The following is a 26,135-nucleotide window of genomic DNA, read 5'->3' on the forward strand; positions in this document are numbered from 1 at the left end:
GCCGGCATTGCGCAAGTCATGCTTGCCTTATTGCGCGGCGCACGAAAGAATTCATCGCTTTGCTGGAAGAATCTGAATACGCGCGGCGATGGCGCGTGCTGCGCAGCAGCGAGCGCGCGTAGTACCCTTCGACAGCGCATCTGACAGGACACCAATGAAGCGGCCTTTGTTCCTTGCGATGGCAGTGATATTCGCATTTGCCGCGGCCGTGTTGCCGATTGCGGCCAGCATGCGCGTGGCCGAAGAGGAAGTCGCCCGGCGCGAGGTGGCGCAACTGCAGATGCTTGCCAATGCTGCCGTCGCCCGCATGGGGATGGTCATGGCAGACGCCACTGGCGCGCTGCACGAAATGGAAGGCCTGCCCGACGCGCCCTGCTCCGACGGCAACCTGGCCAGCCTGAGGCGCATCACCTTCACCTTCCACCACCTGCGCGATGCCGGGCGCTATGCCGGCAATTACCGGTTGTGCTCGGCACTGCTGGGCGACGTCTTCCGGCGGCATATGACATTGCCCGAACCGGACTGGCGCGACACCCAGGGCTTTGAATACTGGTTCGACCTCGACAACCCGTTTGGCGCGCCCGGCCCCGCCATGCTGGTAGGGCGCCACGGCCACTACGTATCGGTCGACCCCAAGTCATTCGTCGACATCGTCGAGCTCGATGGCCGGCACATCGGCGCAGTCAATACTGCCACGGGCGTCTTCATCGCCACCACCACCGGCTCCGACGTGGCGCAGATGGCGCGCGAATACCAGCGCAACGCCAACGGCGCCGACGAACTCGACAATCCCGGCAGTTCCGTGCGCCGCTCCACCCGGATTCCGTTCGCGGCCGTGGTACTGGCACCGCCCACCACGCTGCTGGCCGCCTGGCCAATGCTGGTAGGCTCTTTCGTCGTGGCGGGGCTGGCGATCGGCGTGCTGCTGGCCGCGCTGGTGTTTCGCGCCATGTCGCGCCGCGTGACCATGGAGGGCGCACTGCGCAACGCCGTGCGCCGCCGCCGGCTGGAGGTGCACTACCAGCCGATCGTCGCGCTGGAAGATGGCCGCTGCGTGGGCGTGGAGGCGCTGCTGCGCTGGAAGCGCGACGGCCAGCCGGTGCCGCCAGACCTGCTGATCACGCTGGCCGAGCAGACCGGGCTGATGCCGCAGATCACTGACCACGTGCTCGACCGCGCCATCGCCGAGCTGGGCCCGCTGCTGCGCGCCCGGCCCGGATTCTATGTGTCGATCAATGTTTGCGCGGACGATGTCAGCTCGCCGCGTTTTCTCGACGTGCTTACCGCGCGCCTGCAGGTCACCGGGATCGCGCCCCGGCAGATCCGCATCGAGATCACCGAACGCAGCTTTCTGCACGCCGAGACCGCGCTCGAAGTGATCCAGGCCTTCCGCGATGCCGGGCATCCGATCTACATCGACGATTTCGGCACCGGCTACTCCAGCCTGTCCTACCTGCAGGTATTCAAGGTAGATGTGCTGAAGATCGACAAGTCCTTCATCGACACCATCGGCCGCGAGGCAGCTTCCAGCGCCGTGGCGCCGCACATCATCGCCATGGCCGAGGCGCTGGGCTTCGAGGTCGTGGCCGAGGGCATCGAGCATGAAGACCAGGCGCGCTTCCTGCGCGAGCGCGGTGCGCAGTTCGGCCAGGGGTGGCTGTTTTCACGCGCCTTGCCGGCAGACGGCCTGCAGGCGTACCTGGCATCCCCGGCGCGCCCCTGAGCGGTGACGCGCCGCGAGACGCTAGGCGCTTGCCTGGATATTGCGGGCCTTGATCAGCGCGGCCCAGCGGACCTGCTCCTCGGCAATCAGCCGGTCGAAGGCCGGCGCGTCGAGCGCCAGGATCTCTGCATCGAGCCCGGCCAGCTTGCCGCGCACGTCGGCCGTGGCCATGGCCTGCCGCAGCACCCCGCTCAGGTAGGCGATCACCTTGTCCGGGGTGCGCGCCGGCGCCGCCAGGCCATACCAGGAGCGCACCAGCACGCCGGGGTAGCCGGCCTCGGCAATGGTTGGCACCTCGGGCAGCGACTGGGTGCGCTGCCCGGCGTTGGCGGCCAGCGCGCGCACGCGCCCGGCCTTGATCAGCGGCAAGGCAATCGACTGCGACAACAGCGCGAAATGCAGCTGCCCCTGGCCCAGGTCCGGAACGGACGGCGGCTGCCCCTTGTAGCCGATATTGGCCGCCTTGATGCCGGTGGCCTCGAAGAACAGCTCCTGCCCCAGGTGGATGGAGCTGCCGGTGCCGGGGTTGGGCACATTGATGCGGCCGGGCCGTTCGCGCGCCCAGGCGACAAACTCCGCCAGCGTCCTGGCCGGCACCGATCCCGCCACCACGAATATGGCCGGCACCGCGGCCACGGCGCCGATGGCGCGGAAGTCCCTGACCCGGATCGAGGTCTGCGGATACAGGCTCTCGCTCACCGACAGCACCGGCGTGGCCGCGAGCAAGGTGTAGCCGTCCGGCTCGGCCCGCGACACGGCCTCAACGCCGATCTTGCCATCGGCGCCTGGGCGGTTTTCCACCAGGATGCGCTGCGGCATGGCCAGCGACATGCGGTCGGTGGCGGCGCGGATGGTGATATCGACCACGCCGCCGGCCGGATATGGCACCACGGCATGCACCACGCGGCCCGGGTAACCAGCCGGCGGAGGCGGCGCGGACGCGCGCGCCGCCGCTGGCAGCCATGCCGGCACGGACAGTCCCAGTGCCGCCTGCATTGTCGAAATGGTGAATTGTCTGCGGTTCATGCGGGTCTCCATGCGTGTCACGGTCTTTGCCGTTTGAAGGTCTGCGGGACGTCAGGCGCTGCGGGCATCCAGGTAAGGCCGCAGTGCCGCCAGCGCCTCGCGCGTCTGCTGCACCAGGCGGTGCATCACGGTTGCCACCGGCTCAACCTGGCGGACCCAGGCCACGCTCTGGCCGGCTGCCTCGTACATCAGCGGCACCACCGAGTGCTGTTCAACGGCTGCCAGCAGCCGCCCGGTGAGCGCCTGCTGGTATGGCATCTCCAGCGGGGCAGGCGCGCCCGGCTCCTCCCACGCGTCCGAGAAGGCGCTGCGCACCACGCGGCAAGGCTTGCCGCTATGCGCGCGCGTAATGACGGTGTCTTCGCTGCCAGCGGCGATCAGCTTGTCGGCCAGCGGGCCGGCCAGCTGTTGCTCGCTGGTGCCCAGCCACAGCGTGCCCAGCCATGCGCCTTGCGCACCCATTGCCAGCGCCGCGGCAATCTGCGCTCCGGTGCCGACCCCGCCGGCGGCCAGCACCGGCCGCCCCTGCGCCGCGGCAATGATCTGCGGCACCAGGGTGAAGGTGCCGATCGGGCCGGTATGGCCCCCGGCGTCATAGCCCTGTGCCACCAGGATATCGACGCCGGCCTCGATGGCCTTCTGCGCATGCCGCGCCGAGCCGACCAGCGCCATAGTGGTCCTGCCGGCCTTGCGCACGCGCGCCAGCGTGCCGGACCGGCGTCCCCACGCCGGCGGCAAAGACTTCGATGTCGCTCTGCGCCACGGCCTCGACCTGCTCTTCGAAGAGCGCCTGCGAGCGGACATACTGCGAGAAGAAGTTGCCCTGCGTGGCTGGCGGCACCGCGAAGCGGGCAAACAGGGTGTCGATGAATGCCTTGTGCCCTTCGGGCACCGCCGCGGCGACTGTGTCCGCATCCACCGCGCCCGGCAAGGCGGTGGGCAACAGCAGGTCCACGCCGACCGGGCGATCCGGGCACAGGCGGCGCAGGTCGCGCAGCTTGCCGGCCAGTTCGTCGGGGCCGTCGCGCGCGGCCGCGTAGACGCCAAGCCCGCCCGCATTGGAGATGGCGGCGGCCACTTCGATGCTGTGTGCCAGCCCATACACGGGCCAGCGGATGCCCAGCCGCCGGCACAGGGGATTGGTGAGCGGATCATGGCCGGCGCCCTGCTGCCGCACTTGCTCAGGCGTGTGCGTCATCATGCGGCTCCGAACAGGTCGGGTTCCAGGTCCAGGCACGGGTGGCATGGCATCGCCGCCGCGGTCTTCATCAGGTAGCGCCCGATCAGGTTCTTGTGCACCTCGCTGGTCCCCTCGCCGATCTGGTTCATCTTGGCGTCGCGCATGAAGCGCTCCAGCGGATAGGCCTTCAGGTAGCCGTTGCCGCCGAGCAATTGCAGGCAGTCCACCACCACCTTCATGCACAGGTCAGTGCTGTGCATCTTGGCGATCGAGGCATGGATCGAGGTATCGGGATCCTGCCGGTCGTAGCGCTGCGCGCAGGCATAGACCAGGCAGCGGGCGGCCTCGATGCGTGCGCCCATGTCCGCCAGCATCCACTGGATGCCCTGGTGCTCTCCCTCCGCGCGCCCGAATACCTGCCGCATATCGGCGTACTGGGCGGCGATCTGCAGCGCCCCGCTCATGCGGCCCAGCGCGATGGCGGCGTGCCCGATGCGCGCCCGCACCAGCGTGTCCTGCGCCAGCGCCATCCCCTGCCCTTCTTCACCCAACCGGTTCCCGACCGGCACGGCTACCTCATCGAAATACACCTGGGCGATCGGCACGCCGTTCCAGCCCATCTTGGGGATGGTCGGCGACACCGAGATCCCGGCGCTGGCGCGCGGCACCAGGAAGGCGCTCAGCCCCTTGCTGCCGGCCGGGCCGTCCGCCAGGCGCGCCACCACCACGTACATGTCGGCCACGCCCGCGCGGGTGATGAACTTCTTGGTGCCGTTCAGTACATAGTGGCCGCCGTCGCGGCGGACCGTGGCCTGCAGCCCGGCCAGGTCCGACCCGGCACCCGGCTCGGTCAGCGCAAAGGCCGCCTGCAGCTCGCCCGATGCCAGTTTCGGCACCACGGCACTGCACAGCGCATCCGAGCCGCCGGCGACGATCGGCCGCGACGACAGGTCCGTGCCGGTGACCAGCGACGCGGCCGTGCTGCATGCCCGCGCCAGTTCCTCGATGATGCGCACGCGCAGCAGCATCGAAGCCCCGGTGCCGCCCAGGCTGCGCGGAAAGGCGGTGGCGATGATGCCCTCGGCCGCCAGCAGCCGGAACGTGTCCCAGGCAAAAACGTCCTCGCGCCCGACCTGCTCGGCCTGCGGCCCGATCTGCTCCCGGACCAGGGCCTGGACCCGCGCCAGCATGTCGGCTTCCGGGGCTTCCAGTGAGATAAGCGGATGATGTTCGGCGTGGATTGGCATGCTGCATGTCTCCTTTTGGTCTGGCCATCGGGCACGGCCATGGCGTAGAGGGGACGATAGACGCCCCCGATGGCATCGATCAATGTCTACAATGCATAGCAGAATTCCACTGACAGCAAATCCAGGCTGACCTCGAAAACGCTCCAACATGCAAGACGAACTTACCCTGAAGGCACTTGGCATCTTTGTGGAGGTGGCCCGCACCGGCAGCGTCACCAGCGCCGCGGCACGGCTGGGGCTGGCGCAGTCGGTGGTCAGCCGGCAGGTCGCGGCGCTGGAGCGCCTGATCGGTGGCGCCCTCTTTTATCGCAACGGGCGCGGCGTGGCGCTGACTTCGCTCGCCGGCCAGTTGCTGGCGCAGGCCGTGCCACTGCTGGACGGCGCGACCGAGCTGCTGGACACCGCGCGCGGCCACGCCGGCCATGTCAGCGGCGTGGTCACCATCGGCCTGGTGCCAGCGGTGTCGCCAGCGCTGTCCAGTGCACTGCTGGCCGAGATCGGCACGCGCTATCCCGGTGTGCGTCTGCGCATCGTGGAGGGATATAGCGGCGATATCGAAACGCGCCTGTCGCAGGGCGAGATCGATCTCGGCGTGGTCAATCGCTACCGCGCCGCCGGGCGCAACAGCTACCGGCGCCTGTTCGAGACTCCGCTGATGCTGGTCGGGCACCGCGAGCGGCTGGCCGAACGGTGCCGCGAGCTGGGCATCGGGCCAGGTCCGCTGGCCACGCGGCAGCTGGCGCGTTTTCCGCTGGTGCTGCCGGTGCCGCCCAATGCCATCCGCACGCTGCTCGACGACCTCGCCACGCGGCAGAAATTCAGCCTGGCGGTGGTGATGGAAGCCGGCTCCTCCGCCGTGATCAAGCGGATCATGGCCGATCACATGGCCTTCAGCGTGCTGCCTTACCACGCCGTGGCGGAAGAACTGGCCAGCGGCCTGATGGATGCCCTGCCGCTGGGCGAGCGCGCCATGCGCCAGTCGGTGGTGCTGGCGGCCAGCAGCCTGCGTCCGTTCACCCAGGCTGCGCGCACGGTGGCGCAGTGCATCCCGGAGCTTGCCGAACGCTTCCTCGTCGATGGCACCTGGCGGCGATAGTCCCCGCGTGCGCGGGCCGGTTGTAAGATGGCTGTTCCAGGGCCTGTTCACATACCGGCGCATGGCGTCGTTGCCAGCCGCTTGCTTGGAATGACCAAGCGGCGCGACTGGCGCCTAGCCCTGCGCCGCGTATCCCCCTTGCGCGCGCACGTTTTATATGTGAACAGGCCCTGGCTTACCGCCATCACGCCTGCGCGCGCCGAAGCCGGCACGCGCGGCCATCTTCAGGAGACGCCCGTCCAATGAGCGAAGCGCTTTGTCTAGCCAGCGCCGCCGAACTGCAGCAGCGCATCCGGCGCAAGGAAATCTCGCCGGTGGAACTGACCGCTGCGGTGCTGGCGCGCGCCGAGCGGCTGCGGCCGGTGCTGAACTGCTTTATCACGCTGTGCGCGGACGAGGCCATGGCCGCGGCGCGCGCGGCGGAAGCGGAAGTGATGTCCGGCCGGCCGCTGCCCCCGCTGCACGGCATTCCCTTCACCGCCAAGGACATCGTCAACACCCGCGGCGTGCGCACCACCTTTGGCGCCGTGCCGATGCGCGACAATGTGCCGGCCGAAGACGCCGTGGCGGTGGCGCGGCTGCGCGCGCAGGGCGCGATCCTGGTCGGCAAGACCACCACGCCGGAATTTGGCTCCAAATGCCTGACTGATTCGCCGCTGTTCGGCCGCACCCGCAATGCCTGGCACGCCGGACGCACCAGTGGCGGCTCCAGCGGCGGCGCCGCGGTGGCGGTGGCCAGCGGCATCGCGCCGCTGGCGGTGGCAACCGATGGCGGCGGCTCAACGCGCATTCCTGCCGCCTGCAATGGCGTGGTGGGCATCAAGCAGAGCCAGGGGGTGATTCCGCACAGCCAGGCGCAGGACCTGTTCGGCAACCAGACCTACGTGACGCCGACCACGCGCACGGTGGCCGACACCGGCCTGATGCTGCAGGCCATGGCCGGCGAGCATGCTTGCGACCCGTGGTCGATCGGCGTGCCCGCCGCCGACTACGTGGCCGCAGCGCAGCCGCAGGGCGACCTGCGTGGCCGGCGCATCCTGTATTGCCTGGCGCCGCCGGGCCGCCCGGTGTCGGCGGACGTGGCGCACGCCTTCGAGGCCAGCCTGGACAAGCTGCGCGCGCTAGGCGCCGAACTGGAGCCGTTCGGCGGCGAAGGGTTCGACGTCGAACCCATCTGGCGTGCCATCAACCACACGGTCTGGCGCACGCGCTTTGCGCCGATCGTGGCGCAGCACCGCGCGGCGCTGAGCCCGACCTTCGTGCGCCAGGTGGAATCCGCCGCCGCATTCACCGCCGTGGAATACCAGCAGGCGATGTTCGAGCGCTCGCAGCTGTTCCTGCGCGTGCAGGCGCTGCTGGGGCGCGCCGACCTGCTCGCCATGCCCACCATCACACGCACCGCACTGCCACTGGAGCAAGACCTGTTCGGCCAGATCGAAATCAACGGCCAGGATTATCCCGATGTGCGCGCGAACTGGTTCCCCTGGACCATGCCGTTCAATATGACGGGGCATCCGGCCATCAGCCTGCCCTGCGGCTTTGGCAGCGACGGGCTGCCGATCGGGCTGCAGCTGGTCGGGCAGTTCCGTGGCGACGCGCAGCTGCTGCGTGCGGCGGCCTTGTACGAATCGGTCCATGACCTCACGGGCCAGTGGCCCACCCTGCCCTGACACCCTCTCAACATCGTTCCCTGACTGCCATGACTCATCACCTCCGATTGACGCGCCGGCTGCTGGCCATGACCGCTGTCGCCGCCGCCACCTTCGCCATGACCGCGCCGGCCGGCGCGGCCGATGCCGAGCCGATGCATATCATCGTCGGCTACGCCCCCGGCGGCGCCGCCGACAGCCTGGCGCGCCTGTATGCCGAGCAACTGCGCCAGGACGGCCACGGCACGGTGGTGGTCGAAAACCGCCCCGGCGCCTCGGCGCGCCTGGCGCTCGACTACGTGAAGCGCGCCAGGCCCGATGGCAAGACCGTGTTCATCGGCCCCTCGCCCCTGTTCACCATCTTTCCGCTGACCTACAAGAAGCTGTCATACGATGCCGACAAGGACCTGGTGCCCGCGGCGGTGCTGACCGATGTGCCGACCGCGGTCGCGACCGGCGTGCAGCAGCCTTACCAGAACATGAAGGAATACGTGAGCTGGGCCAGGCGCAACCCAGGCGGCGCCAGCCTGGGCCTGGCCACCATCGGCAGCGCCGGCCACCTGGGCACGGTGGCACTGGGCAAGGCCGAAGGCATCGCCATCACGCCCGCGCCGTATCGCGGCGCGTCGCCGATGCTGGTGGATGTGGTCAGCGGCAATGTGTCGATCGGCTGGGATGCCGTGGCCAGCATGATGCCGCTGTACAAGGGAGGCAAGCTGCGCTTCCTTGGGGTGAGCGGCACGCGCCGCGCCAAGGCGCTGCCCGAAGTGCCCACCATGAAGGAACAGGGCTTCAGCCAGTATGACCACGCCACCAGCTGGTACGGCGTGTTCGTGCCTGCCGGCACGCAGCCTGACGTGGTGGCGCAGGTGGAAAAGATGTTCCTCGCCGCCTCGGCCAACGCCGCCACCGTGGCCAAGCTGGAAGCGCTGGGCCTGGAAGTGGTGGCGCGCCCCGGCCAGGAAGGCCGCCGCCGCATCCAGCTGGAACGCGCCGCGTGGAAGCCGATCGTGGAGGCGACCGGCTTCCAGGCCGAGGACTGAGGCCCGGCCCAGCCCAGCCCAGCCCAGCCCTCAGGGCTTGGGCCGCACCGCGTCAGCGGTTCCCTGGATAAAGGCCTTGATCTTCTCGACATCGTCCGGCGTCAGCTTGCCGGTGAAGTCCGGCATGCCGCGCGCCATCGCCGGCCCCTTGAAGACCACCTTGTCCAGGTTCTCGATATAGGCGGCATCGATATAGCCCAGGTTGGGGATATTGCCGCCGCGGTCCACGCCGGGCACGCCGTGGCACAGGGCGCAGTTGCTGACGTACAGGCCGGTGCCCGCCTTGACCTGCGCCGGGTCATATTTCACGCCCTGCAGCAGCCTGGCGGCGCGGTACTCGGCAAAGGCCGGCAGCGGCGCCTTGCCGCCGAGGGCGAAGGTGTAGACCGTGCCCGGCCCCTGCCGGTTGGTGGCGCGCTGGGCCTGCCCGTAGACCCCGCCCCAACCCACGGCCACCGACACATACTGCTTGCCGTTCAACTCGAAGCTGACCGGCGCCGCCACCACGCCTGTGCCAGTGGGCGACTCCCACAGCTTGTCGCCGCTGCGCGCGTCATAGGCGACAAAGCGGCCGTCGGCGGTGCCCTGGAACACCAGGTTGCCGGCCGTGGTCAGCGTGCCCCCGTTCCACGGCGACACATGCTCCTGCGTCCACGCGGCCTTCTGCTGCACCGGATCCCAGGCGATCAGCCGGCCAAAGGGCTTGCTCTTGGGCGGCTCGGCATTCAGGAACTTGGCGGTGTTCCAGCCCACGTTGCCATGCGGGGTGCCGGGCTTGCCTTCATTGAAGTTCCAGGTCTTGTCGTCCATCAGGTTGATCGGCACGTTCTGCGCCGGCAGGTAGACCAGCCCGGTCTGCGGGTTGAACGACATCGGATGCCAGTTGTGCGCGCCGTACGGCCCGGGGACCGAGTCATAGGGCTTGTCGGTGGCGCGCGCCTCGGGCCGCTCGATGGGGCGGCCATTGGCGTCATAGCCGGTGGCCCAGTTCACGTCGACAAAGTTCTTTGCCGAGATGAACTTGCCGTTGGTGCGGTCGATGACGAAGAAGAAGCCGTTCTTGGGCGCGTGCAGGATGACCTTGCGCATCTGCCCGTCGAGCTTCAGGTCGGCCAGGATCATCGGCTGCGCCGAGGTGTAGTCCCAGTTGTCGCCCGGGGTTTCCTGGTAGTGCCAGACATAGTTGCCGGTATCCGGGTTGAGCGCGACGATCGAGGCCAGGTACAGGTTGTCGCCACCGGCCGGACTGCGCTTGCTGTGCGACCACGGCGCGCCGTTGCCGGTACCCACGTACATCAGGTCCAGTTCGGGGTCGAAAGCCAGCGTGTCCCAGGCCGTGCCGCCGCCGCCCGCTTCCCAGTACTTGCCGCTGGGATCCCAGGTCTTGGCCGCCGTGGCCATCGACTCATCCTCGAACGGCCTGGAGGGGTCGCCCGGCACCGTGAACCAGCGCCACTTCTGCTCGCCGGTGCCGGCGTCATAGGCGGTGATGTAGCCACGCACGCCATATTCGGCGCCGCCGTTGCCGATGATGACCTTGCCCTTGAACACGCGCGGCGCGCCGGTGATGGTGTACGAGTACTTGCGGTCGATGATGGTGTCCTTCTCCCACAGCTTGCGGCCGCTGGCGGCATCCAGCGCGATCAGCCGGCCATCGTAGGCGGCCACGAACACCTTGCCCTGGTACAGCGCCACGCCGCGGTTGACCACGTCGCAGCAGCCGCGATAACCGAGCGAGCGGTCCACCTTGGGATCGAAAGTCCAGAGCCGCTTGCCGGTGCGCGCATCGACCGCATGCACCACGCTCCATGACGCGGTGACGTACATCACGCCGTCCACCACCAGCGGAGTTGCCTCCACGCCGCGGGTCGACTCCAGGTTGTAGGTCCACACCAGGCCCAGGTCGCGCACGTTGGCGGCATCGATCTGCCTGAGCCGGCTGAAGCGGGTCTCGGCATAGTCCAGGCCGTGGCTGGGCCAGTCGCGGGCGGTGCTGGCGTTGGCACTGATGAAGGCGCCGTCAACCCTGGCTGCCGCATTGCGCGGCGCCGCCGCGCCGGCGGGCAAGACCTGCATCACCAGCGCCAGGGCCGCTGCCAGGAGGCCTGTGGCGCGCCTCATGGTGCGGCCGGTGTGCATCGCAACATCGGGGGCAACGGGGTCCGTCGCCTGCTTCAACGCATGGCTCATGTCGTCTCCTGTAGGGCATTCTTGTTGGAATTCGGGACTGCAGGATTACGGAACTGCGCGATGCCGGGCGGTGGCCGGGGCCTATAGATAATCGGTGAGCGATCCGATTATGGGTACAGGGATTACCCGCGGAAAGCCGTGCCGCCGGCGCAAGGCGGCTGGCGTCCCAAGCCTGCCGAGCGATATGTGCCGGATATTACTGATGAAGAAATGAATATTGGACGGTGTAGGCACGCCTCGCTTAGCCTTGGCGCCAAGGCAGGCAGCCAGCCCGCATCCCCGTATCCGGAGACACCAGCATGAGCAACTTCCTTCTCTACGAGCAGCAGGACCATATCGTCACCCTGACGATGAACGAGCCCGAGCGCCGCAACCCGCTGACCGGCAATACCGCCGTGGCGGAGTTCCTGGCCGCGATCGAGCGCATCCACGGCGACCGCAGCGTGCGCGCGGTGGTCATTACCGGCGCGGGCACGGCGTTCTCGTCGGGCGGCAATATCAAGGACATGGAACGCCAGGCCTCCGGCGCAGTGCCGGGCATGGAAATCCGGCAGGACTACCGCTGCGGCATCCAGCGGCTGCCGCTGGCACTGTTCAACCTGGAAGTGCCGGTCATCGCCGCGGTCAATGGCGCGGCCATGGGCGCGGGGCTGGACCTGGCCTGCATGTGCGACATCCGCATTGCCTCGGAGCGCGCGCAGTTTGCCGAATCCTTCGTCAAGCTCGGCATCATCCCCGGCGATGGCGGCGCGTGGCTGCTGCCGCGCGTGATCGGCCTGTCGCGGGCGGCGGAAATGACATTCACCGGCCAGCCGATCGATGCCAGGCTGGCGCTGGAATGGAACCTGGTGTCGCGCGTGGTCGCGCCCGAGGCGCTGCTGCCCACGGCCTATGAGCTGGCCGGCCGCATCGCCGCCAACCCGCCGCACGCGGTGCGCCTGGCCAAGCGCCTGATGCGCGAGGCCATGCATACCCGCCTGGATACGCTGCTGGAACTGTCCGCCGGCTTCCAGGCGCTGTCGCACCAGACTGCCGACCACCGTGAGGCGGTGCAAGCGTTCCTGGACAAGCGCACGCCGGTGTTCACCGGCAACTGAGGGTCAACTGAGCGTCAGGCGGACTGCGTCTCCGCCGACTTCAGCTGGTTGACCAGCGCCACGTAGTCGCGCATGGCCTGCTCGCGCGCCAGCCCGCGGCGCGCGGCCCAGGCGTCGTTCTTGGCGCGCCCGACCATGTCCATCATGCCCGGCCGCTCGCCGCTGACATCGCCCACGCTGCCCTGCTTGTAGAGCGCATAAAGGTCCAGCAGCGTGTCGTTGCCAGGCGCATGGCGCAGGGTCTTCGACAAGGCTGCTGCGGCTTCGAAGGCCTGCTTGGCGGGGCCTGGCCCCTGCGCCGTGGGCACGCCGCCGAAGTGCGCGTCTTCCAGCGCGATCTCGTCCGGGAACCAGCGCCCCTCCAGCAGCTTGCCGTCGCGCAGCGCAAACGCCAGCACGCCTTGCGAGGCCAGCGTGCCGCTGCGCAGCGTGGCCGGCACCACCGCCATGCCGGTATTGAGCACCGGTGCGCCGAACGCCGTAAACGCCACCCCCGTATCCGCCCACGCGCGCAGCCGCGGCAGCGCACGGCCGCTGGCGCGGTTGCTGCCGGGCTGGAACCACGCAAAATCGCCCTTGCCGCGCGCATACAGCACGCCAAAGTCGCCGCGTTCCAGGTCGGCGCGCGCGGCGGCGAGCAGCTCCGTCATCTGCGCCGGGCTCATGCGGGCGTCGTCGCTGGGCATGCCGAGCGAAATGGGGACGCTGGCCTCGAAGAATTCCAGCACGCTGCGTGCCACCAGTTCGCGGTCGTTGTCGACGCAGACCATGTGGTAGCTGTCTTCCAGCACCAGCATGCGCGCCTGGCCGGCACGCTTGCCCTGCCCGATCTGCTCGACCAGGTAGTTGGCCGAGCGCAGGCTGGTCAGCTCGTCCAGGCGCGCATGGACCACCAGTGTCGGGCAGGCGATGCGCTGCAGTCCCCCTGGCGCACGAAGCCGCGCAGGCGATCCACCTCGCGGATGCAGGCCAGCGGCACCCAGCGGTAATGGAAATTCTCGCCGCGCGCGAACTTGGCCTTGACGATCTCGCGCAGCTGCTCGTTCTTAATGCCGTACGGCTCTTCCTCGTCGACCTTCATGCGGTCGGGCACGCCGGGCACGCGGTAGAGCAGCGTGCGCAGCGCGCGGTACCAGGGCGTGGCCCAGCCGTCGATATAGACCGGCGGCGCCAGCGCCACCAGGCGGCCCTTGGTGTACTGCTCGCGCTTGGCCGTTTCCACCGCCAGCAGCGCGCCCATGCACATGCAGATGATGAAGGCGAGCCCGCCGGCGGCGAACTGCTGCATCGGCATGCCGCCCGAGCGGCGCACGCGAAAGCCGCGGAAAGCTACCACCACGGGGGCCACCAGCAGCAGCCCCGCGGCGGTGGAGAAAAACCAGGCACGCCACTCGATCGGCAAATCCAGCCCGGGCCGCTGCCAGCGCCACAACTCCACCGCCAGCGTAGCCCCCAGCGCGGCGCCCACCAGCGCGCCCGCGATCAGCAGCGTGGCACCGAGCGGGCTTTGCGGGTCGCGCCGGCCATAGGTGGCAATCCAGCCCGCCGTGCCCAGGCTGATCACCTCGATCAGCCCGAATGCCGCCGCGCCGGGCAGCGGCAGGCCATGGATCACCGCGCCCCACCCCGCCAGCGCGATGCCGGCGCCGGCCAGCACCGCCGGCCACGACCAGCGCGCGCACACCAGTAGCGCGGCAAGCGTGACGCCGCTGCCCAGCCACACCGGCACGGTCTCGGTGGCGGCGTGCCCGAGCATGCGCGACACGCACGCAGCCAGCAGCACCAGTACGCCAATCGTCACCGCCAAGCGAATCTGCTGCATCGGATTCCCCCCCCATGGCGCATGCGACTCAGAATAGTCGCAGGGCATGGCATGGGCACGTTAAGTCACTCGGAGCAAGCCAAGCCGTGGCGATTATCCGGCTACTCCCAGCGCCCCCTCTACATTGCGCACCAGGCTCACCAGGCGCGGGCCGATGTCCTCCTCCATCTGCTTGCTCTGCTGGCTGAACACCGGCACCGAGGCGGCAAAGATCCACGCCTCGCCGTCGCGGCGGGTGCGCATCGGCACGGCGACCGATTCCACCTCGCGGTGCAGGTCGCGGTGGCCGCGGCAGAAGCCGTGGTCTTGCAAGTCGCGGGCGGCATCGGCCAGGCGCTCCTGCAGCCAGTCGGCGCGCTGCGGATCGGCGGCGCGGAGCTGGGCGAGATAGGCCTCGCGCTCGGCCTCGGTCAACAGCAACAGGTAGCCGCGTCCGGAACCCGTGCGCGAGACCGACACGCGCGTGCCGACCTCGGGCCGGAACACATGGCTGCCCACGCCCTGAGCGATTTCGACGTAGGTCAGCGCATTGCCGCTGCCGACGATCAGCTCGACCTGCCCGGCGATATGGTCGGCCAGCTCCTGCATGGCCGGCCGCGCCAGCTGGCGGATCGTCATGCGTGCCAGCGCGGGCGCGGCCAGGTTGATCAGCCCGACCCCGGGCACGTAGCGCGACAGGCGCTCCGAATAATGCAGGAGGCCCAGTTCGCACAGGGTGTCGAGCAGCCGGAACAGGGTCGGCTTGGCCAGGCCTGTGCGCTCCATCAACTCACGGCTGCTGAGCTCCTGCATCGTCGGCGAAAAGCAGTTGAGGATCGAAATGCCCCGCGCCAGCGCGCTGACAAGGCGCGCCTCGCCGTCGGCATCGGCGGGCGGTGGGGTCAGGGAGGCGTGTGGTGCATTGGTCATATTATTGCCCAAATTCAAGGTTTTTTGATACGAGCGTCTCAAAACCCGGATGTTGCCCTTCGTTTTTTCCAAAGTCAAACCGGCTTATTTGGGTTTACACGACTCTTTTCCGAAGCCAGAATCCCAATTCATCGTATTGGACGATCACATTTCGGTACGGACGTCTCAATATCCCAGCCACGACTCGCAACGCTCAGCCTTTTCAGGAGACACCGCATGCAACAAGCCGTCATCGTCGACGCCATCCGCAGCCCGATGGGCCGCTCCAAGCCGGGCTCGGCCTTTACCGAACTCCATGCCACCGAACTGCTGGCCCAGGTGCTCAAGGGCCTGGTCGAGCGCAACAAGCTGGACCCGGGTTTGGTCGACGACGTCATCACCGGCTGCGTGACCCAGGCGGGCGAGCAATCCGCCGGCCCGGGCCGCGTGGCGTGGCTGGCGGCAGGCTTTCCTGACCACGTGCCGGCCACCACCATCGACCGCAAGTGCGGCTCCAGCCAGCAGGCGGTGCATTTCGCCGCGCAGGGCATCATGGCCGGCGCCTATGACATCGTCATCGCCTGCGGCATCGAGTCGATGAGCCGCGTGCCGATGGGCTCGGCCCGCATTGGCCAGAACCCGTACGGCCCGTCGATGGAAGCGCGCTATGCGCCGGGTTTGGTGTCACAGGGTGTTGCGGCCGAGCTGGTTGCCGCCAAGTACGAACTGTCGCGCCACGACATGGACAGCTATTCGGCCCGCTCGCACGAGCTGGCCGCCGCCGCGCGCGAAAGCGGCGCCTTCCGCCGCGAGATCCTGGGCATCAGCACGCCCAACGGACTGGTCGAGCAGGATGAGACCATCCGCCCGGGCACCTCGGTGGAGAAGCTGGGCACGCTGCAGGCCTCGTTCCGCAATGACGAACTCAGCGCGCGCTTCCCGCAGATCGGCTGGAATGTGACCGCGGGCAATGCCTCGCAGATCAGTGACGGCGCCTCCGCCATGCTGCTGATGAGCGAATCGATGGCGCAGCGCCTGGGCCTGAAGCCGCGCGCACGCTTTGTCGCCTTCGACGTGTGCGGCGACGATCCGGTCATGATGCTGACCGCCCCGATCCCCGCCAGCCAGCGCGCAATCAGGAAGAGCGGCCTGAAGCTCGACCAGATCGACCACTACGAGATCAACGAAGCCTTTGCCTGCGTGCCGCTGGCCTGGCAGCGCGCGCTCGGCGCCGACCCGGCACGCCTGAACCCGCGCGGCGGCGCCATTGCGCTGGGCCATCCGCTGGGCGCGTCCGGCGTGCGGCTGATGACCACCATGCTGCATGCGCTGGAAGACAGCGGCCAGCGCTATGGCCTGCAGTCGATGTGCGAAGCCGGCGGCATGGCCAACGCCACCATCATCGAGCGCCTGTAAGCGGCGCCTCCTACCGAACAACGTATCCAGTCAAGGAGACACAGCATGAAACTGACCAATATGTCCGCCGTCGTGACCGGCGGCGCTTCCGGCCTGGGCCTGGCCTGCGTGCGGCGCCTGGTGGAACGCGGCGTCGACGTCGTGATCGCTGACCTGTCGGAAGAGCGCGGCAACGCCGCCGTCGACGAGTTCGGCGGCAAGGTCCGCTTCCTCAAGGCCGACGTGACCGACACCGACCAGATGAACGCCGTCTACGACGCCGCCGAAGCCATTGCCCCGCTGCGCGCGCTGATCCATTGCGCCGGCCTGGGCGGACCGGTGCGCGTGGTCGAGAAGGACGGCTCGCCGGGTTCGCTGGAAAAGTACGAGTCGATCGTGCGCATCAACCTGATCGGCACCTTCAACGCGCTGCGCCTTGGGGCCGCGCGCATGGCCAAGAACGAACTGATCGACGGCGAGCGCGGTGCCTGCGTGCTGACCGCGTCGGTGGCGGCCTACGAAGGCCAGATCGGGCAGATCCCTTACGCATCGGCCAAGGCCGGCATCGTCGGCATGACCCTGGTGGCCGCGCGCGACCTGGCACAGCGCGCGATCCGCGTCTGCACCATCGCCCCGGGGCTGTTCGACACCCCGCTGCTGGCCAAGCTGCCGGAGAACGTGCGTGCCTCGCTCGGCGCCATGGTGCCGCACCCGCCCCGCCTCGGCGCACCGGATGAATACGCGTCCACCGCGCTGCACATCCTGGAGAACCCCATGCTCAACGGCGAAACCATCCGCCTGGATGGCGCCATCCGCATGGCACCGCGCTGAGCCGCGCGCTGCACCGATACCGACCAGTGACAAGGAAACCCGCATGAGCGACACGCTGCAACTGGAAACCCGCGGCAATACGCTGCTGATCACCATGAACCGGCCCCAGGCGAAAAACGCCATGGACTTCGAGACCGCGACCGCGCTGGCCGCCGCCATCGACCAGTTGGAAAGCCGCGACGACCTGAGCGTGGCCATCCTGACCGGCGCCGGCGGCACCTTCTGCTCGGGCATGGACCTGAAGGGCTTCCTGGAAGGCAAGCGCCCCAGCCTGCCCGGCCGCGGCTTTGGCGGGCTGACCGAGAAGCCGCCGCGCAAGGTGCTGATCGCCGCGGTGGAAGGCTATGCGCTGGCCGGCGGCTTCGAGCTGGCGCTGGCGTGCGACCTGATCGTGTCGTCGAAGGCGGCCAAGTTCGGCCTGCCTGAAGTCAAGCGCGGGCTGGTGGCCGGCGCCGGCGGCCTGATGCGCCTGCCGCGCCGGGTGCCGTACCACATCGCCATGGAATACGCGCTGACCGGCAATATGCTGGGCGCCGAACAGGCCCACGCCTTTGGACTGATCAACCGCCTGACCGAACCGGGCCAGGCGCTGGCTGGCGCGCTGGCGCTGGCCGACGAGATCGGCGCCAACGGCCCGCTGGCGGTTGCCGTCAGCAAGCAGATCGTGGCCGAGTCCGCCGACTGGAGCACCGAGGAGATGTTCGAGCGTCAGCGCCCGCTGCTGGCGCCGGTGTTCACCTCGGCCGATGCCCGCGAGGGTGCCGCCGCGTTCGCCGAGAAGCGCAAGCCGGTGTGGACGGGCAAGTGATGGCCCACGCCAGGCGGAGGGCATCGATGTCATCCGCCCTGGGCTAGAGAACGGCCGGCCGCAAGCCGGCCGTTCGCACATTCCAAGCAGCACACAGACCAGAACATGGAGGAGACCCATGAAACACAAGCTGCCAGAATCGCTGTTCAACACGTCCGCGGCCCTGCTGCTGGCGACCGCCGCCGCCACGCTGCCGCTGGCGGCCAGCGCAGCGGCCTGGCCCGAGCGCCCCATCACCATCATCGTGCCCGGCGCGCCGGGCGGCACCACCGATATTCCGACACGGCTGGTGGCGCAGAAGCTGGCGGCCATCCTGGGCCAGCCGGTGGTGGTCGACAACAAGCCCGGCAGCGGCGGCATCATCGGCACGCAGGCCTTCATGCGCGCGGCGCCGGACGGCTACACGCTGCTGGTCGGCAACACCGGCTCGCACGCGATCAACTACAGCGCCTACAAGCAGTTGTCTTACCAGCCGCAGGACTTCCTGCCGCTGACGGACCTGATCTCCTTCGCCAACGTGCTGGTGGTCGGCGCGCAGGCGCCGGTGCGCAGCGTGGCCGAGCTGGTGGCGCAGCTCAAGCAGTCCCCGGGCAAGTATTCCTATGCCTCGGCCGGCATCGGGCAGACCACGCACCTGACGGCGGAGCTGTTTCGGCTGCGCACGGGCACCGAAGTGATTCACGTGCCGTACAAGGGGTCGACGCCAGCCACGACCTCGGTGCTGGCGGGCGAAACCACCTTCATGTTCGACAACCTGACGCAGGCGCTGCCGCAGATCCGCGCCGGCAAGCTGCGCGCGCTTGCGGTGACCAGCGCCGAGCGCCTGCCTGCCCTGCCGGACGTGCCGACGATGGCGCAGGCCGGCGTGAAGGATTTCGTGGTGATGGGCTGGCTGGGCTTCTTTGCGCCGGCCAAGACCCCGCCGGCCATTGCCGCCACGCTGCAGGAAGCGCTGGGCAAGGCCATGCGCGACCCCGAGGTGGTGGCCAGGTTCCGCGACATGGGCGGCATCCCGGGCGGCGAACCGCAGCCGAAGTTCGCCGCGCTGGTAGGCGGCGAGATCAAGCGCTGGGGCGAGACCATCCGGGCATCCAAGGTCAGCCTGGACTAGCCAGGTGCGGGCCCGCCTTTGGCAAAGCGGAAGGCGGACCCGCCCAAAGCCAAATTGACACGGTGGGACCTGGGGCATACCCTCGCCTTACCCTGCGGTATATTCAGCGCACGCTTAAATGCAAAGACATGGAAAGCGCCCCGGGCGCTCACAACGATAACGACAGCGACGAGACCACACCGTGCCTACCCCCACCGCGCCTTCCCGCTACGAAGCCCTGCGCCCGGCCTTGCCGATCCTGATCGGCGCCTCCTTGATGCTCAGCCTGGCCATGGGCCTGCGACAGAGCCTTGGCATCTTCATGCCGCCGCTGACGCGGGATCTCGGTATCTCGGTATCGGATTTCACCATCGCCATCGCGGTACAGAACCTGGCGTGGGGCCTGCTGCAGCCGCTGGCCGGGGCCTGGGCCACGCGGATCGGCTTCCGGCCGCTGATGCTGGCCGGCTCGCTGCTCTATGTGACCGGACTGGTGCTGCTGGCGAGCGCGCACAGCATGGTCGGCGTCACGCTGGGCGCGGGCGTGGCCATTGGTGCATCGATGGCCTGCACCGGCAGCGCCCTGGCGATGGCAGTGGCGGCGCGGCCGGTGTCGGCGGCGCTGCGCAGCACGGTGCTGGGGCTGGTGTCTGGCGCGGGCTCGCTGGGCGCGCTGCTGGCGGCGCCGATCGGGCAGATGGTGACGCAGGCCTACGGCTGGCGCACCGGGCTGGCAGCGTTCGTGCTGCTGGCACTGGTGATGCTGCCGGCGGCGTGGTTTGCCGGGCGCGTGGACCGGCTGCCGCTGGTGTCGCCCGCAGGGCGCGGCCAGGACAGCGCGCGTGAAGCGCTGGGCACCGCGCTGCGGCACGCGCCGTTCGTGGTGATGGCGCTGGCGTATTTCGTCTGCGGCATGCAGCTGGTGTTCCTGACCACGCACCTGCCGTCATATCTGGACGTATGCGGCATGGACCCGATGCTCAGCGCGCAGGCGCTGGGCGTGATCGGCGGCTTCAACGTGCTGGGAAGCATCTTCTTCGGCTGGGCCGGCGGCCGCTTCAACAAGCTGATGCTGCTGGGCGGCATCTATACGATTCGCTCGCTGGCGCTGACCTGGTACTTCTCGTCGGCGCCCACGCCGCAGAGCACGCTGGTGTTCGCCGCGGTGATGGGCTTCCTGTGGCTGGGCGTGGCGCCGCTGGTATCGGGCTGGATCGCCGAGACCTTCGGCCTGCGCTGGCAGGCCATGCTCGGCGGCGTGGCGTTCTTCAGCCACCAGATCGGCAGCTTTCTCGGCGCCTTCGGCGGTGGGCTGGTCTACGACGCGCTGGGTTCCTACACCGTGGCGTGGCAGGTCGGCGTGACGCTGGGGCTGGCCGCGGGCCTGGCGCAAATTGCATTTGCCGTGGCGACGCGGCGGCAGCCGCCGCTGATGGCCACTTCCTGAAATACTGTGCCGGGCCGCCCCGAACGGGGGATGCGGAGGGCGCGCTTAGCACCTAGCATTGACCCTGAGCGGTCCGGTCTTGGATCCTCAGGCCTTTTCAAGCCCGCCCCCGCGCGGGTTTTTTTATGGTGCTTCGCTGAATTGGGTGACACGCCCGCCAGGCGCCCTTCCCTGGCCCATACCAATATGCGCCCCCGCCGGCGCCACAGACAGCCCCCAACACGTACAATCTCGGCTTTCCTTTCCGTCCCACCCGCTGCCATGACCACCCTCGGAACGCCTCTCTCCCCCTCTGCCACCAAAGTGATGCTGCTCGGCTCCGGCGAGCTGGGCAAGGAAGTGCTGATTGCATTGCAGCGCCTGGGTGTGGAAACCATCGCCGTCGATCGCTATGACAATGCGCCCGGCCATCAGGTAGCCCACCACGCGCGCACCATCGCCATGAGCGACCCGGACCAGCTCAAGGCGCTGATCGAGGCGGAAAAGCCGCACCTGGTCGTGCCCGAGATCGAGGCCATCGCCACGCCCATGCTGGAAACCCTGGAAGCCGCCGGCACCGTGCGCGTGATCCCCACCGCCCGCGCCGCGCGCCTGACCATGGACCGCGAAGGCATCCGCCGCCTGGCCGCCGAATCGCTCGGCCTGCCGACCAGCCCGTACAAGTTCTGCGATTCGCTGGATGAACTGCAGGCTGCCATCGACGGCGGCATCGGCTACCCGTGCGTGGTCAAGCCGGTGATGAGCAGCTCCGGCAAGGGCCAGAGCAAGATCGACGGCCCCGAGGGCGTCAAGGCGGCCTGGGACTACGCCATGGCCGGCGGCCGCGTCAGCCACGGCCGCGTGATCGTGGAAGGCTTTATCGATTTCGACTACGAGATCACGCTGCTGACCGTGCGCGCCATGGGCGCCAGCGGCCAGGTGGAAACGCAGTTCTGCGCCCCGATCGGCCACGTCCAGGTCAGCGGCGACTACGTCGAGAGCTGGCAGCCGCAGCCGATGCACCCCGCTGCGCTGGAAACCGCCCAGCGCATCGCGCAGGCGGTCACGGCAGACCTGGGCGGCATGGGCCTGTTCGGCGTGGAGCTGTTCGTCAAGGGCGAGCAAGTCTGGTTCAGCGAAGTCAGCCCGCGCCCGCACGACACCGGCATGGTCACCATGGCCACGCAATGGCAGAACGAGTTCGAGCTGCATGCCCGCGCCATCCTGGGCCTGCCGGTCGACACCACGCTGCGCAGCCCCGGCGCCAGCGCCGTGATCTACGGCGGCGTGGATGCCCAGGGGGTCGTCTTCGATGGCGTGGACCAGGCGCTGAGCGTGCCCCAGACCGAGGTGCGCCTGTTCGGCAAGCCCGAGAGCTTCGTCAAGCGCCGCATGGGCGTGGCACTGGCCTACGCGGACGATGTCGACACCGCCCGCACCCGCGCCAAGGAAGCCGCCAGCCGCGTGCGTCCGCGCGCGGTCGGCTGAGCATCAAGCGCTGGTCAGATCGGATGGCTGCCCGCGGCGGCGGCGTGGGCAGGCGCATGATGGACGCTGGCCTGTGCTGCCGCCACCTGCGCCGCGGCCAGCACTGGCGAGATGCGCACGCCGCTCAGGTCGGCGCCTGACGGCGCCTGGTACAGGCGCAGGCCCAGCTCAGGCAGGATCGCCAGCAGGTGGTCGAAGACATCGCCCTGGATGCGCTCATAGTCCATCCACGCAGTCAGCGCGGTAAAGCAGTAGATCTCCACCGGGATGCCCTGCGAATCGGGCTCCATCATGCGCACGTTCAGCAGCAGGTCGTGGTGGATCTCCGGGTGCGCCTTCAGGTAGGCAATGCCATAGGCGCGGAAGGTGCCGACATTGGTCAGCCGGCGCCGGTTGACCGGGTCATTGCCGGCGGCAGTCAGCAGGCGGTTGGCCTCGTCGACCTCGGCCTGCTTCTCCTCCAGGTAGTCGTGCAGCAGCCGGAAGCGCATCAGCGCCTGCACTTCGCGGTCCTCCAGGAAGCGCACACTGCCCGCATCCAGCCGCAACGTGCGCTTGATGCGCCGCGCGCCGGATTCAAACATCTGCCGGTAGTTGCGGTAGCTCTCGGAGAACAGCTTGTAGGTCGGGACCGTGGTCACGGTGTTGTCCCAGTTCTGCACCTTGACCGTATGCAGGGCGATGTCCTTGACGTAGCCGTCGGCATTGCACTGGGGCATCTCGATCCAGTCGCCGATGCGCAGCATGTCGTTGGAGGTCAGCTGGGTACTGGCCACCAGCGACAGCAGCGTGTCCTTGAACACCAGCAGCAGCACCGCCGACAGCGCGCCCAGGCCAGACAGCATCCACAGCGGCGAGCGGTTAATCAGGATCGACAGCACCAGCACCGAGCACACCAGCCCAAGCCCGAGCCGCCCCACCTGGATATAGCCCTTGATCGAGCGCGTCTGCGCCTCGCGGCTGCTGGCGTATACGTCCTGCCAGGCGCTCAGCACGCCGCCAAGCATCAGGAAAAAGCAGATCCACAGGCCGGCATGGGCCAGGCGCTCGATGGCCAGCGCATAGCGGCCCATGTGCGGCACTTCGCCAATGCCGACGGTGATCACCGCGAACCCGACCGCATAGCCGAAGCGCCGATAGGCACGATAACGCGTCAGCGCCTTGCTCCAGGGCGCCTTGCCCCATACCGTCAGCAAGCGATGGGCGATGCGCGACATCACATGGCCGAACAGCCACTGCGCCACCACGGCGATCAGCACCAGCACCAGCAGGTACAAGGCAATCTGGGCCCACGGATGGGCCGGAATACGTTGCTGGAACAGCTCCAGCAGGGCATCGAAACTCATGGAGGGGCGACTTGATAGCCAGTGGCTTGGCCAGATAGTGTACAGAACGTGCTTCCGCCACACCCCGAATCCGTAACGGATTCCCCCCAAGGTCCTACGCCGGCAGCAGCTTCAACCCGCCAATTCCCACAAAGATCAACCCGATCAACACCAGCCGCATTGGCGCCGCGCTTTCGCCCAGGAACAGGATGCCGATCACCGTCACCCCGATCGCCCCGATCCCGGTCCAGATTGCGTACGCCGTCCCGACCGGCAGGTGCCGCAGTGCCGCGCTGAGCAGGAAGATACTGGCCAGCGCCGCCCCGATGCCCAGTGCCGTCGGCCCGGGCCGCGTCCAGCCGTCGGTATGTTTGAGGGCCAGCGCCATCACGATCTCGATCAGGCCCGCCAGCACCAGCAGCATCCACGCCATTGCCATGTCTTTCATCCAGGTCCGCCGCCCGACACCCATTGCCGGGCACGCCATGCCACTGTAGGCTGTGCAGATCAGCACGAAAACTGGCGAATTCTGCAAAAGGGCTATGCAAACATGCAGGAAGCAGACTGGGACGACCTGAAGTACTTCCTTGCCGTGGGCCAGTCCGGCTCGCTCGCCGGCGCCGCGCGCGCCCTGCACGTGAACCATTCCACGGTCCTGCGCCGGCTGGCGCGGCTGGAAGAGACCCTGGGCACCCTGCTGTTCGAACGCCATGCCACCGGCTATGCCATGACCGCCGCCGGCGAGGCGCTGGCGCAACGGCTGGCCGGCGTCGGCGAGCAGATCGATGCGGCCCAGCGCCAGCTGTCCGGCCTCGACAGCCAGCTGAGCGGCCCGTTGCGCGTGACCACCACCGACACCCTGCTGGGCGGGTTGCTGATGCCGCTGTTCGCGGCGTTCCGGGCCATGCACCCGCGCATCCAGCTGCAGATCGTCATCAACAACAGCTTCCTGAGCCTGAGCCGGCGCGAGGCCGATGTGGCGATCCGGCCGGCGAATGCGCCGCCGGAGTACCTGGTGGGCCGCCGTATCGGGCGGCTGCAGACGGCGCCGTATGCGGCACGGCGCTACCTGGCGCAACTCGGGCTGCCAACGGAAGCCGACCATCCGCGGCTGTCGGACTGGCCGGCCTATGACTGGGTCGTGCCGGACGATGCGCTATCCCACCTCGCCCAGGCGCGCTGGGTACGCGACCACGTGCCGGAACCCCGCCGCGCTGTCAGCGCCGACAGCCTGGTGGCCATGGCGGATGCCGTGCGGCACGGCATGGGCGCCGGCATGCTGCTGTGTCTGCTGGCCGGGGGCGATCCAGACCTGGTGCGGCTGGCGCCAGTCGATGAAGCCATGGATACCGATTTGTGGGTGCTGACGCATCCGGATCTCAGGCACAGCGCGCGCGTGCGGGTGTTGGGCGATTTCCTGTATGAGCGGCTGAGGCAAGGGGGATGGGTGGCGGGCTGAACACTTGCCCCCCGGGTTCAGGCCGCCGCCGCATACATCTCCATCAGCTGCTCATCCGCATACCCCCAGTCAGCGGCATTCTCGAACGCCACCACAGTCTCGTCGCTGTGGCGCAGGTCGATCAGTTCGGTGGGCGTCGGTCTTGACTGCGATACGGAATAGAACGCCATCACCTTCGGCCGCAGCGGATCGGCCTCGTTCTGCGCGCAGACCACCGCCAGCCGGTTCGAACGCAGCCGCAGCACGGTGCCGAGCGGGTAGATGCCGACGGTGCGGGTGAAGGCCTTGAACACGCGCCGGTCGAACAGTGTGTCGACACGCACGGCCATGTATTCCATGGCGCGGGCCGGCGACCACGGCCGGTGGCCCGGGCGGCTGGAAGTGAGCGAATCATAGGCATCGCAGATCGCGCCGATCTTGGCGTGCACGCTCAGTTCGTTCCCCGCCAGGCCGTATGGGAAGCCACGCCCGTCCACGCGTTCGTGATGATGGACGCAGACATCGAGCGGGATGTTCGAATAGAGCCGGGCCTCGTTCAGGATGCGGTAGCCAGCCGACGGATGCCGGCGGTAGATCTCCTCTTCCTCGGGCGTGCGTTCGCTGGCCTTGTGCACCGGGGCCGCGGGCAGTGTCAGCTTGCCGATGTCGTGGACCAGGCCGGCCAGGCCGAGCTCGCGCACCTCGTCGTCGGGCAGGCCCAGCGTGCGGCCGACGGCGATCATCAGCGCGCAGACGGCGAAGGCGTGCAGGTAGTTGTCGTCGCCCCGCGCCTTGAGCCGCGCCAGCGCCAGCAACGCCTGCCCATGGCGCGACAGCGAGCGCGAGGCGGAATCGACCAGCAGCAGCGCGCCGCTGACCTCCAGCGCCCGGCCCATGCGGATGTCGGCGAACATCGAGCCGATCACGGCCTTGCCGGATTGCAGCAGCTCGCGCGCGCGGACGATCTCGGCATCAAGCGTGGCGGCGGGTTGCAGCGCGGTGGCCGGATCCATGGGCTCGGGTGTCGACTCCGGGGCCGGGACGGGTCCGGGTATTTCCGGCGTGTCCGGCCCCGGTACGTTGCGGCCCTTCAGGATGTCGATCCAGACCTCCTGCACCCCTGCCGACTGTATCTGCCGGACCTGGTCCTCAGTGGCGACCAGGAACTTTGCGCGCCAGAACGGATGGCTGATCCACGGGCCGCCAAGCCTGGCGACAAACATCCCGACCTGCAGTTGTTCCGACCGTATGCGTCTCAACATGCGTTACCCCCTCGGATGATGGTTTTCTTGTTGTCGATCCGGTTATCGGCGGCCGCCGGCAGGAGTTTAGCCCCATTGCGGGGAAGAACCGTGCCGCCCGCCCTTGTCAAG

Annotated in this window: 23 protein-coding genes; 12 read left to right on the plus strand and 11 right to left on the minus strand. The window is 68.4% G+C overall.

Annotated elements, in window-relative coordinates; all coding sequences use genetic code 11:
* Window positions 1-178: 178 nt before the first annotated feature.
* Entirely contained in the window at window positions 179-1,723 is a 1,545-nt protein-coding gene (locus RS901_RS15685) for an EAL domain-containing protein (protein WP_316149712.1), read from the plus strand.
* Window positions 1,724-1,744: 21 nt separating this feature from the next.
* Here RS901_RS15685 and RS901_RS15690 read toward each other — a convergent pair whose 3' ends face one another.
* From RS901_RS15690 to RS901_RS15705, 4 genes are read right to left on the minus strand one after another with little or no spacing between them, the layout of a single operon-like run.
* Entirely contained in the window at window positions 1,745-2,749 is a 1,005-nt protein-coding gene (locus RS901_RS15690; RefSeq protein WP_316149713.1) for a tripartite tricarboxylate transporter substrate binding protein, read from the minus strand.
* A 51-nt stretch (window positions 2,750-2,800) separates the two neighbouring features.
* On the minus strand, window positions 2,801-3,421 hold the full coding sequence (locus RS901_RS15695; RefSeq protein WP_316149714.1) for an NAD(P)H-dependent flavin oxidoreductase: 621 nt from the start codon (window positions 3,419-3,421) through the stop codon (window positions 2,801-2,803).
* Window positions 3,342-3,950 carry a nitronate monooxygenase gene (locus tag RS901_RS15700; protein ID WP_316149715.1) on the minus strand — a complete coding sequence of 203 codons (609 nt, stop codon included), beginning with the start codon at window positions 3,948-3,950 and terminating at the stop codon, window positions 3,342-3,344. The genes RS901_RS15695 and RS901_RS15700 overlap by 80 nt, the downstream gene beginning before the upstream one ends.
* Complete coding sequence (locus RS901_RS15705) at window positions 3,947-5,176, minus strand: acyl-CoA dehydrogenase family protein (protein WP_316149716.1); 1,230 nt, start codon at window positions 5,174-5,176, stop codon at window positions 3,947-3,949. Before RS901_RS15705 ends, RS901_RS15700 begins: the two co-directional genes overlap by 4 nt.
* Before the next feature lie 148 nt (window positions 5,177-5,324).
* Here RS901_RS15705 and RS901_RS15710 point away from each other — a divergent pair, with 148 nt between their 5' ends.
* The 3 genes from RS901_RS15710 (at window position 5,325) to RS901_RS15720 (ending at window position 8,964) form a co-directional block, all read left to right on the plus strand.
* A complete protein-coding gene (locus tag RS901_RS15710; RefSeq protein ID WP_316149718.1) occupies window positions 5,325-6,272 on the plus strand; it encodes a LysR family transcriptional regulator in 948 nt (315 codons plus the stop codon).
* A 242-nt stretch (window positions 6,273-6,514) separates the two neighbouring features.
* Window positions 6,515-7,942 carry an amidase gene (locus RS901_RS15715; protein WP_316149719.1) on the plus strand — a complete coding sequence of 476 codons (1,428 nt, stop codon included), beginning with the start codon at window positions 6,515-6,517 and terminating at the stop codon, window positions 7,940-7,942.
* 68 nt (window positions 7,943-8,010) lie between these two features.
* On the plus strand, window positions 8,011-8,964 hold the full coding sequence (locus tag RS901_RS15720) for a Bug family tripartite tricarboxylate transporter substrate binding protein (protein WP_114135356.1): 954 nt from the start codon (window positions 8,011-8,013) through the stop codon (window positions 8,962-8,964).
* A gap of 30 nt (window positions 8,965-8,994) precedes the next feature.
* Here RS901_RS15720 and RS901_RS15725 read toward each other — a convergent pair whose 3' ends face one another.
* On the minus strand, window positions 8,995-11,154 hold the full coding sequence (locus tag RS901_RS15725; protein WP_316149720.1) for a PQQ-dependent dehydrogenase, methanol/ethanol family: 2,160 nt from the start codon (window positions 11,152-11,154) through the stop codon (window positions 8,995-8,997).
* A 299-nt stretch (window positions 11,155-11,453) separates the two neighbouring features.
* Here RS901_RS15725 and RS901_RS15730 point away from each other — a divergent pair, with 299 nt between their 5' ends.
* Window positions 11,454-12,251: a crotonase/enoyl-CoA hydratase family protein gene (locus RS901_RS15730; RefSeq protein ID WP_316149721.1), complete on the plus strand. Its 798-nt coding sequence runs from the start codon at window positions 11,454-11,456 to the stop codon at window positions 12,249-12,251.
* Between the two features lie 14 nt (window positions 12,252-12,265).
* Here RS901_RS15730 and RS901_RS15735 read toward each other — a convergent pair whose 3' ends face one another.
* From RS901_RS15735 to RS901_RS15745, 3 genes are all read right to left on the minus strand, one after another.
* Window positions 12,266-13,144, minus strand: coding sequence for an acyl-CoA-binding protein (locus RS901_RS15735; RefSeq protein WP_316149722.1), 879 nt, complete (start codon window positions 13,142-13,144; stop codon window positions 12,266-12,268).
* Complete coding sequence (locus tag RS901_RS15740; RefSeq protein ID WP_316153531.1) at window positions 13,117-14,052, minus strand: MASE1 domain-containing protein; 936 nt, start codon at window positions 14,050-14,052, stop codon at window positions 13,117-13,119. Before RS901_RS15740 ends, RS901_RS15735 begins: the two co-directional genes overlap by 28 nt.
* Before the next feature lie 114 nt (window positions 14,053-14,166).
* Window positions 14,167-14,982, minus strand: coding sequence for an IclR family transcriptional regulator (locus tag RS901_RS15745; RefSeq protein WP_316149723.1), 816 nt, complete (start codon window positions 14,980-14,982; stop codon window positions 14,167-14,169).
* Between the two features lie 216 nt (window positions 14,983-15,198).
* On the opposite strand from RS901_RS15745, the gene RS901_RS15750 reads away from it, so the two are divergent.
* From RS901_RS15750 to purT, 6 genes are all read left to right on the plus strand, one after another.
* Window positions 15,199-16,377, plus strand: a complete 1,179-nt coding sequence (locus RS901_RS15750; protein ID WP_114135306.1) for a thiolase family protein — start codon at window positions 15,199-15,201, stop codon at window positions 16,375-16,377.
* Between the two features lie 45 nt (window positions 16,378-16,422).
* Window positions 16,423-17,187, plus strand: a complete 765-nt coding sequence (locus RS901_RS15755) for an SDR family NAD(P)-dependent oxidoreductase (RefSeq protein ID WP_013956840.1) — start codon at window positions 16,423-16,425, stop codon at window positions 17,185-17,187.
* A 43-nt stretch (window positions 17,188-17,230) separates the two neighbouring features.
* Window positions 17,231-17,995: a crotonase/enoyl-CoA hydratase family protein gene (locus RS901_RS15760; RefSeq protein WP_316149726.1), complete on the plus strand. Its 765-nt coding sequence runs from the start codon at window positions 17,231-17,233 to the stop codon at window positions 17,993-17,995.
* Between the two features lie 118 nt (window positions 17,996-18,113).
* Window positions 18,114-19,106 carry a tripartite tricarboxylate transporter substrate binding protein gene (locus RS901_RS15765; RefSeq protein WP_316149727.1) on the plus strand — a complete coding sequence of 331 codons (993 nt, stop codon included), beginning with the start codon at window positions 18,114-18,116 and terminating at the stop codon, window positions 19,104-19,106.
* Window positions 19,107-19,287: 181 nt separating this feature from the next.
* Window positions 19,288-20,532 (plus strand): MFS transporter, encoded by a 1,245-nt coding sequence (locus RS901_RS15770; RefSeq protein WP_410054122.1) that lies wholly within the window; start codon window positions 19,288-19,290, stop codon window positions 20,530-20,532.
* Between the two features lie 261 nt (window positions 20,533-20,793).
* Window positions 20,794-21,999, plus strand: a complete 1,206-nt coding sequence (gene purT, locus RS901_RS15775) for a formate-dependent phosphoribosylglycinamide formyltransferase (RefSeq protein WP_316149728.1) — start codon at window positions 20,794-20,796, stop codon at window positions 21,997-21,999.
* Window positions 22,000-22,013: 14 nt separating this feature from the next.
* Here purT and RS901_RS15780 read toward each other — a convergent pair whose 3' ends face one another.
* Complete coding sequence (locus RS901_RS15780; RefSeq protein ID WP_316149729.1) at window positions 22,014-23,345, minus strand: mechanosensitive ion channel family protein; 1,332 nt, start codon at window positions 23,343-23,345, stop codon at window positions 22,014-22,016.
* 94 nt (window positions 23,346-23,439) lie between these two features.
* Window positions 23,440-23,757, minus strand: coding sequence for a DMT family transporter (locus RS901_RS15785; RefSeq protein WP_018313582.1), 318 nt, complete (start codon window positions 23,755-23,757; stop codon window positions 23,440-23,442).
* A 117-nt stretch (window positions 23,758-23,874) separates the two neighbouring features.
* Here RS901_RS15785 and RS901_RS15790 point away from each other — a divergent pair, with 117 nt between their 5' ends.
* Window positions 23,875-24,783 (plus strand): LysR family transcriptional regulator, encoded by a 909-nt coding sequence (locus RS901_RS15790; RefSeq protein ID WP_316149730.1) that lies wholly within the window; start codon window positions 23,875-23,877, stop codon window positions 24,781-24,783.
* A gap of 17 nt (window positions 24,784-24,800) precedes the next feature.
* Here the strand turns inward: RS901_RS15790 and RS901_RS15795 are convergent, their stop codons facing one another.
* A complete protein-coding gene (locus RS901_RS15795) occupies window positions 24,801-26,024 on the minus strand; it encodes an HD-GYP domain-containing protein (RefSeq protein ID WP_316149731.1) in 1,224 nt (407 codons plus the stop codon).
* Window positions 26,025-26,135: the final 111 nt, after the last annotated feature.

The sequence above is a fragment of the Cupriavidus sp. BIC8F genome, assembly GCF_032465815.1.
Classification (GTDB): Bacteria; Pseudomonadota; Gammaproteobacteria; order Burkholderiales; family Burkholderiaceae; genus Cupriavidus; species Cupriavidus necator.

Bases quoted from the DNA above. Each gene is read 5' to 3' on its own strand.
- RS901_RS15685 (WP_316149712.1), top strand. From the start codon at position 179: ATGGCAGTGATATTCGCATTTGCCGCGGCCGTGTTGCCGATTGCGGCC.
- RS901_RS15690 (WP_316149713.1), bottom strand. From the start codon at position 2,749: ATGAACCGCAGACAATTCACCATTTCGACAATGCAGGCGGCACTGGGA.
- RS901_RS15695 (WP_316149714.1), bottom strand. From the start codon at position 3,421: ATGGCGCTGGTCGGCTCGGCGCGGCATGCGCAGAAGGCCATCGAGGCC.
- RS901_RS15700 (WP_316149715.1), bottom strand. From the start codon at position 3,950: ATGATGACGCACACGCCTGAGCAAGTGCGGCAGCAGGGCGCCGGCCAT.
- RS901_RS15705 (WP_316149716.1), bottom strand. From the start codon at position 5,176: ATGCCAATCCACGCCGAACATCATCCGCTTATCTCACTGGAAGCCCCG.
- RS901_RS15710 (WP_316149718.1), top strand. From the start codon at position 5,325: ATGCAAGACGAACTTACCCTGAAGGCACTTGGCATCTTTGTGGAGGTG.
- RS901_RS15715 (WP_316149719.1), top strand. From the start codon at position 6,515: ATGAGCGAAGCGCTTTGTCTAGCCAGCGCCGCCGAACTGCAGCAGCGC.
- RS901_RS15720 (WP_114135356.1), top strand. From the start codon at position 8,011: ATGACCGCTGTCGCCGCCGCCACCTTCGCCATGACCGCGCCGGCCGGC.
- RS901_RS15725 (WP_316149720.1), bottom strand. From the start codon at position 11,154: ATGAGCCATGCGTTGAAGCAGGCGACGGACCCCGTTGCCCCCGATGTT.
- RS901_RS15730 (WP_316149721.1), top strand. From the start codon at position 11,454: ATGAGCAACTTCCTTCTCTACGAGCAGCAGGACCATATCGTCACCCTG.
- RS901_RS15745 (WP_316149723.1), bottom strand. From the start codon at position 14,982: ATGACCAATGCACCACACGCCTCCCTGACCCCACCGCCCGCCGATGCC.
- RS901_RS15750 (WP_114135306.1), top strand. From the start codon at position 15,199: ATGCAACAAGCCGTCATCGTCGACGCCATCCGCAGCCCGATGGGCCGC.
- RS901_RS15755 (WP_013956840.1), top strand. From the start codon at position 16,423: ATGAAACTGACCAATATGTCCGCCGTCGTGACCGGCGGCGCTTCCGGC.
- RS901_RS15760 (WP_316149726.1), top strand. From the start codon at position 17,231: ATGAGCGACACGCTGCAACTGGAAACCCGCGGCAATACGCTGCTGATC.
- RS901_RS15765 (WP_316149727.1), top strand. From the start codon at position 18,114: ATGAAACACAAGCTGCCAGAATCGCTGTTCAACACGTCCGCGGCCCTG.
- purT (WP_316149728.1), top strand. From the start codon at position 20,794: ATGACCACCCTCGGAACGCCTCTCTCCCCCTCTGCCACCAAAGTGATG.
- RS901_RS15780 (WP_316149729.1), bottom strand. From the start codon at position 23,345: ATGAGTTTCGATGCCCTGCTGGAGCTGTTCCAGCAACGTATTCCGGCC.
- RS901_RS15785 (WP_018313582.1), bottom strand. From the start codon at position 23,757: ATGGCGTGGATGCTGCTGGTGCTGGCGGGCCTGATCGAGATCGTGATG.
- RS901_RS15790 (WP_316149730.1), top strand. From the start codon at position 23,875: ATGCAGGAAGCAGACTGGGACGACCTGAAGTACTTCCTTGCCGTGGGC.
- RS901_RS15795 (WP_316149731.1), bottom strand. From the start codon at position 26,024: ATGTTGAGACGCATACGGTCGGAACAACTGCAGGTCGGGATGTTTGTC.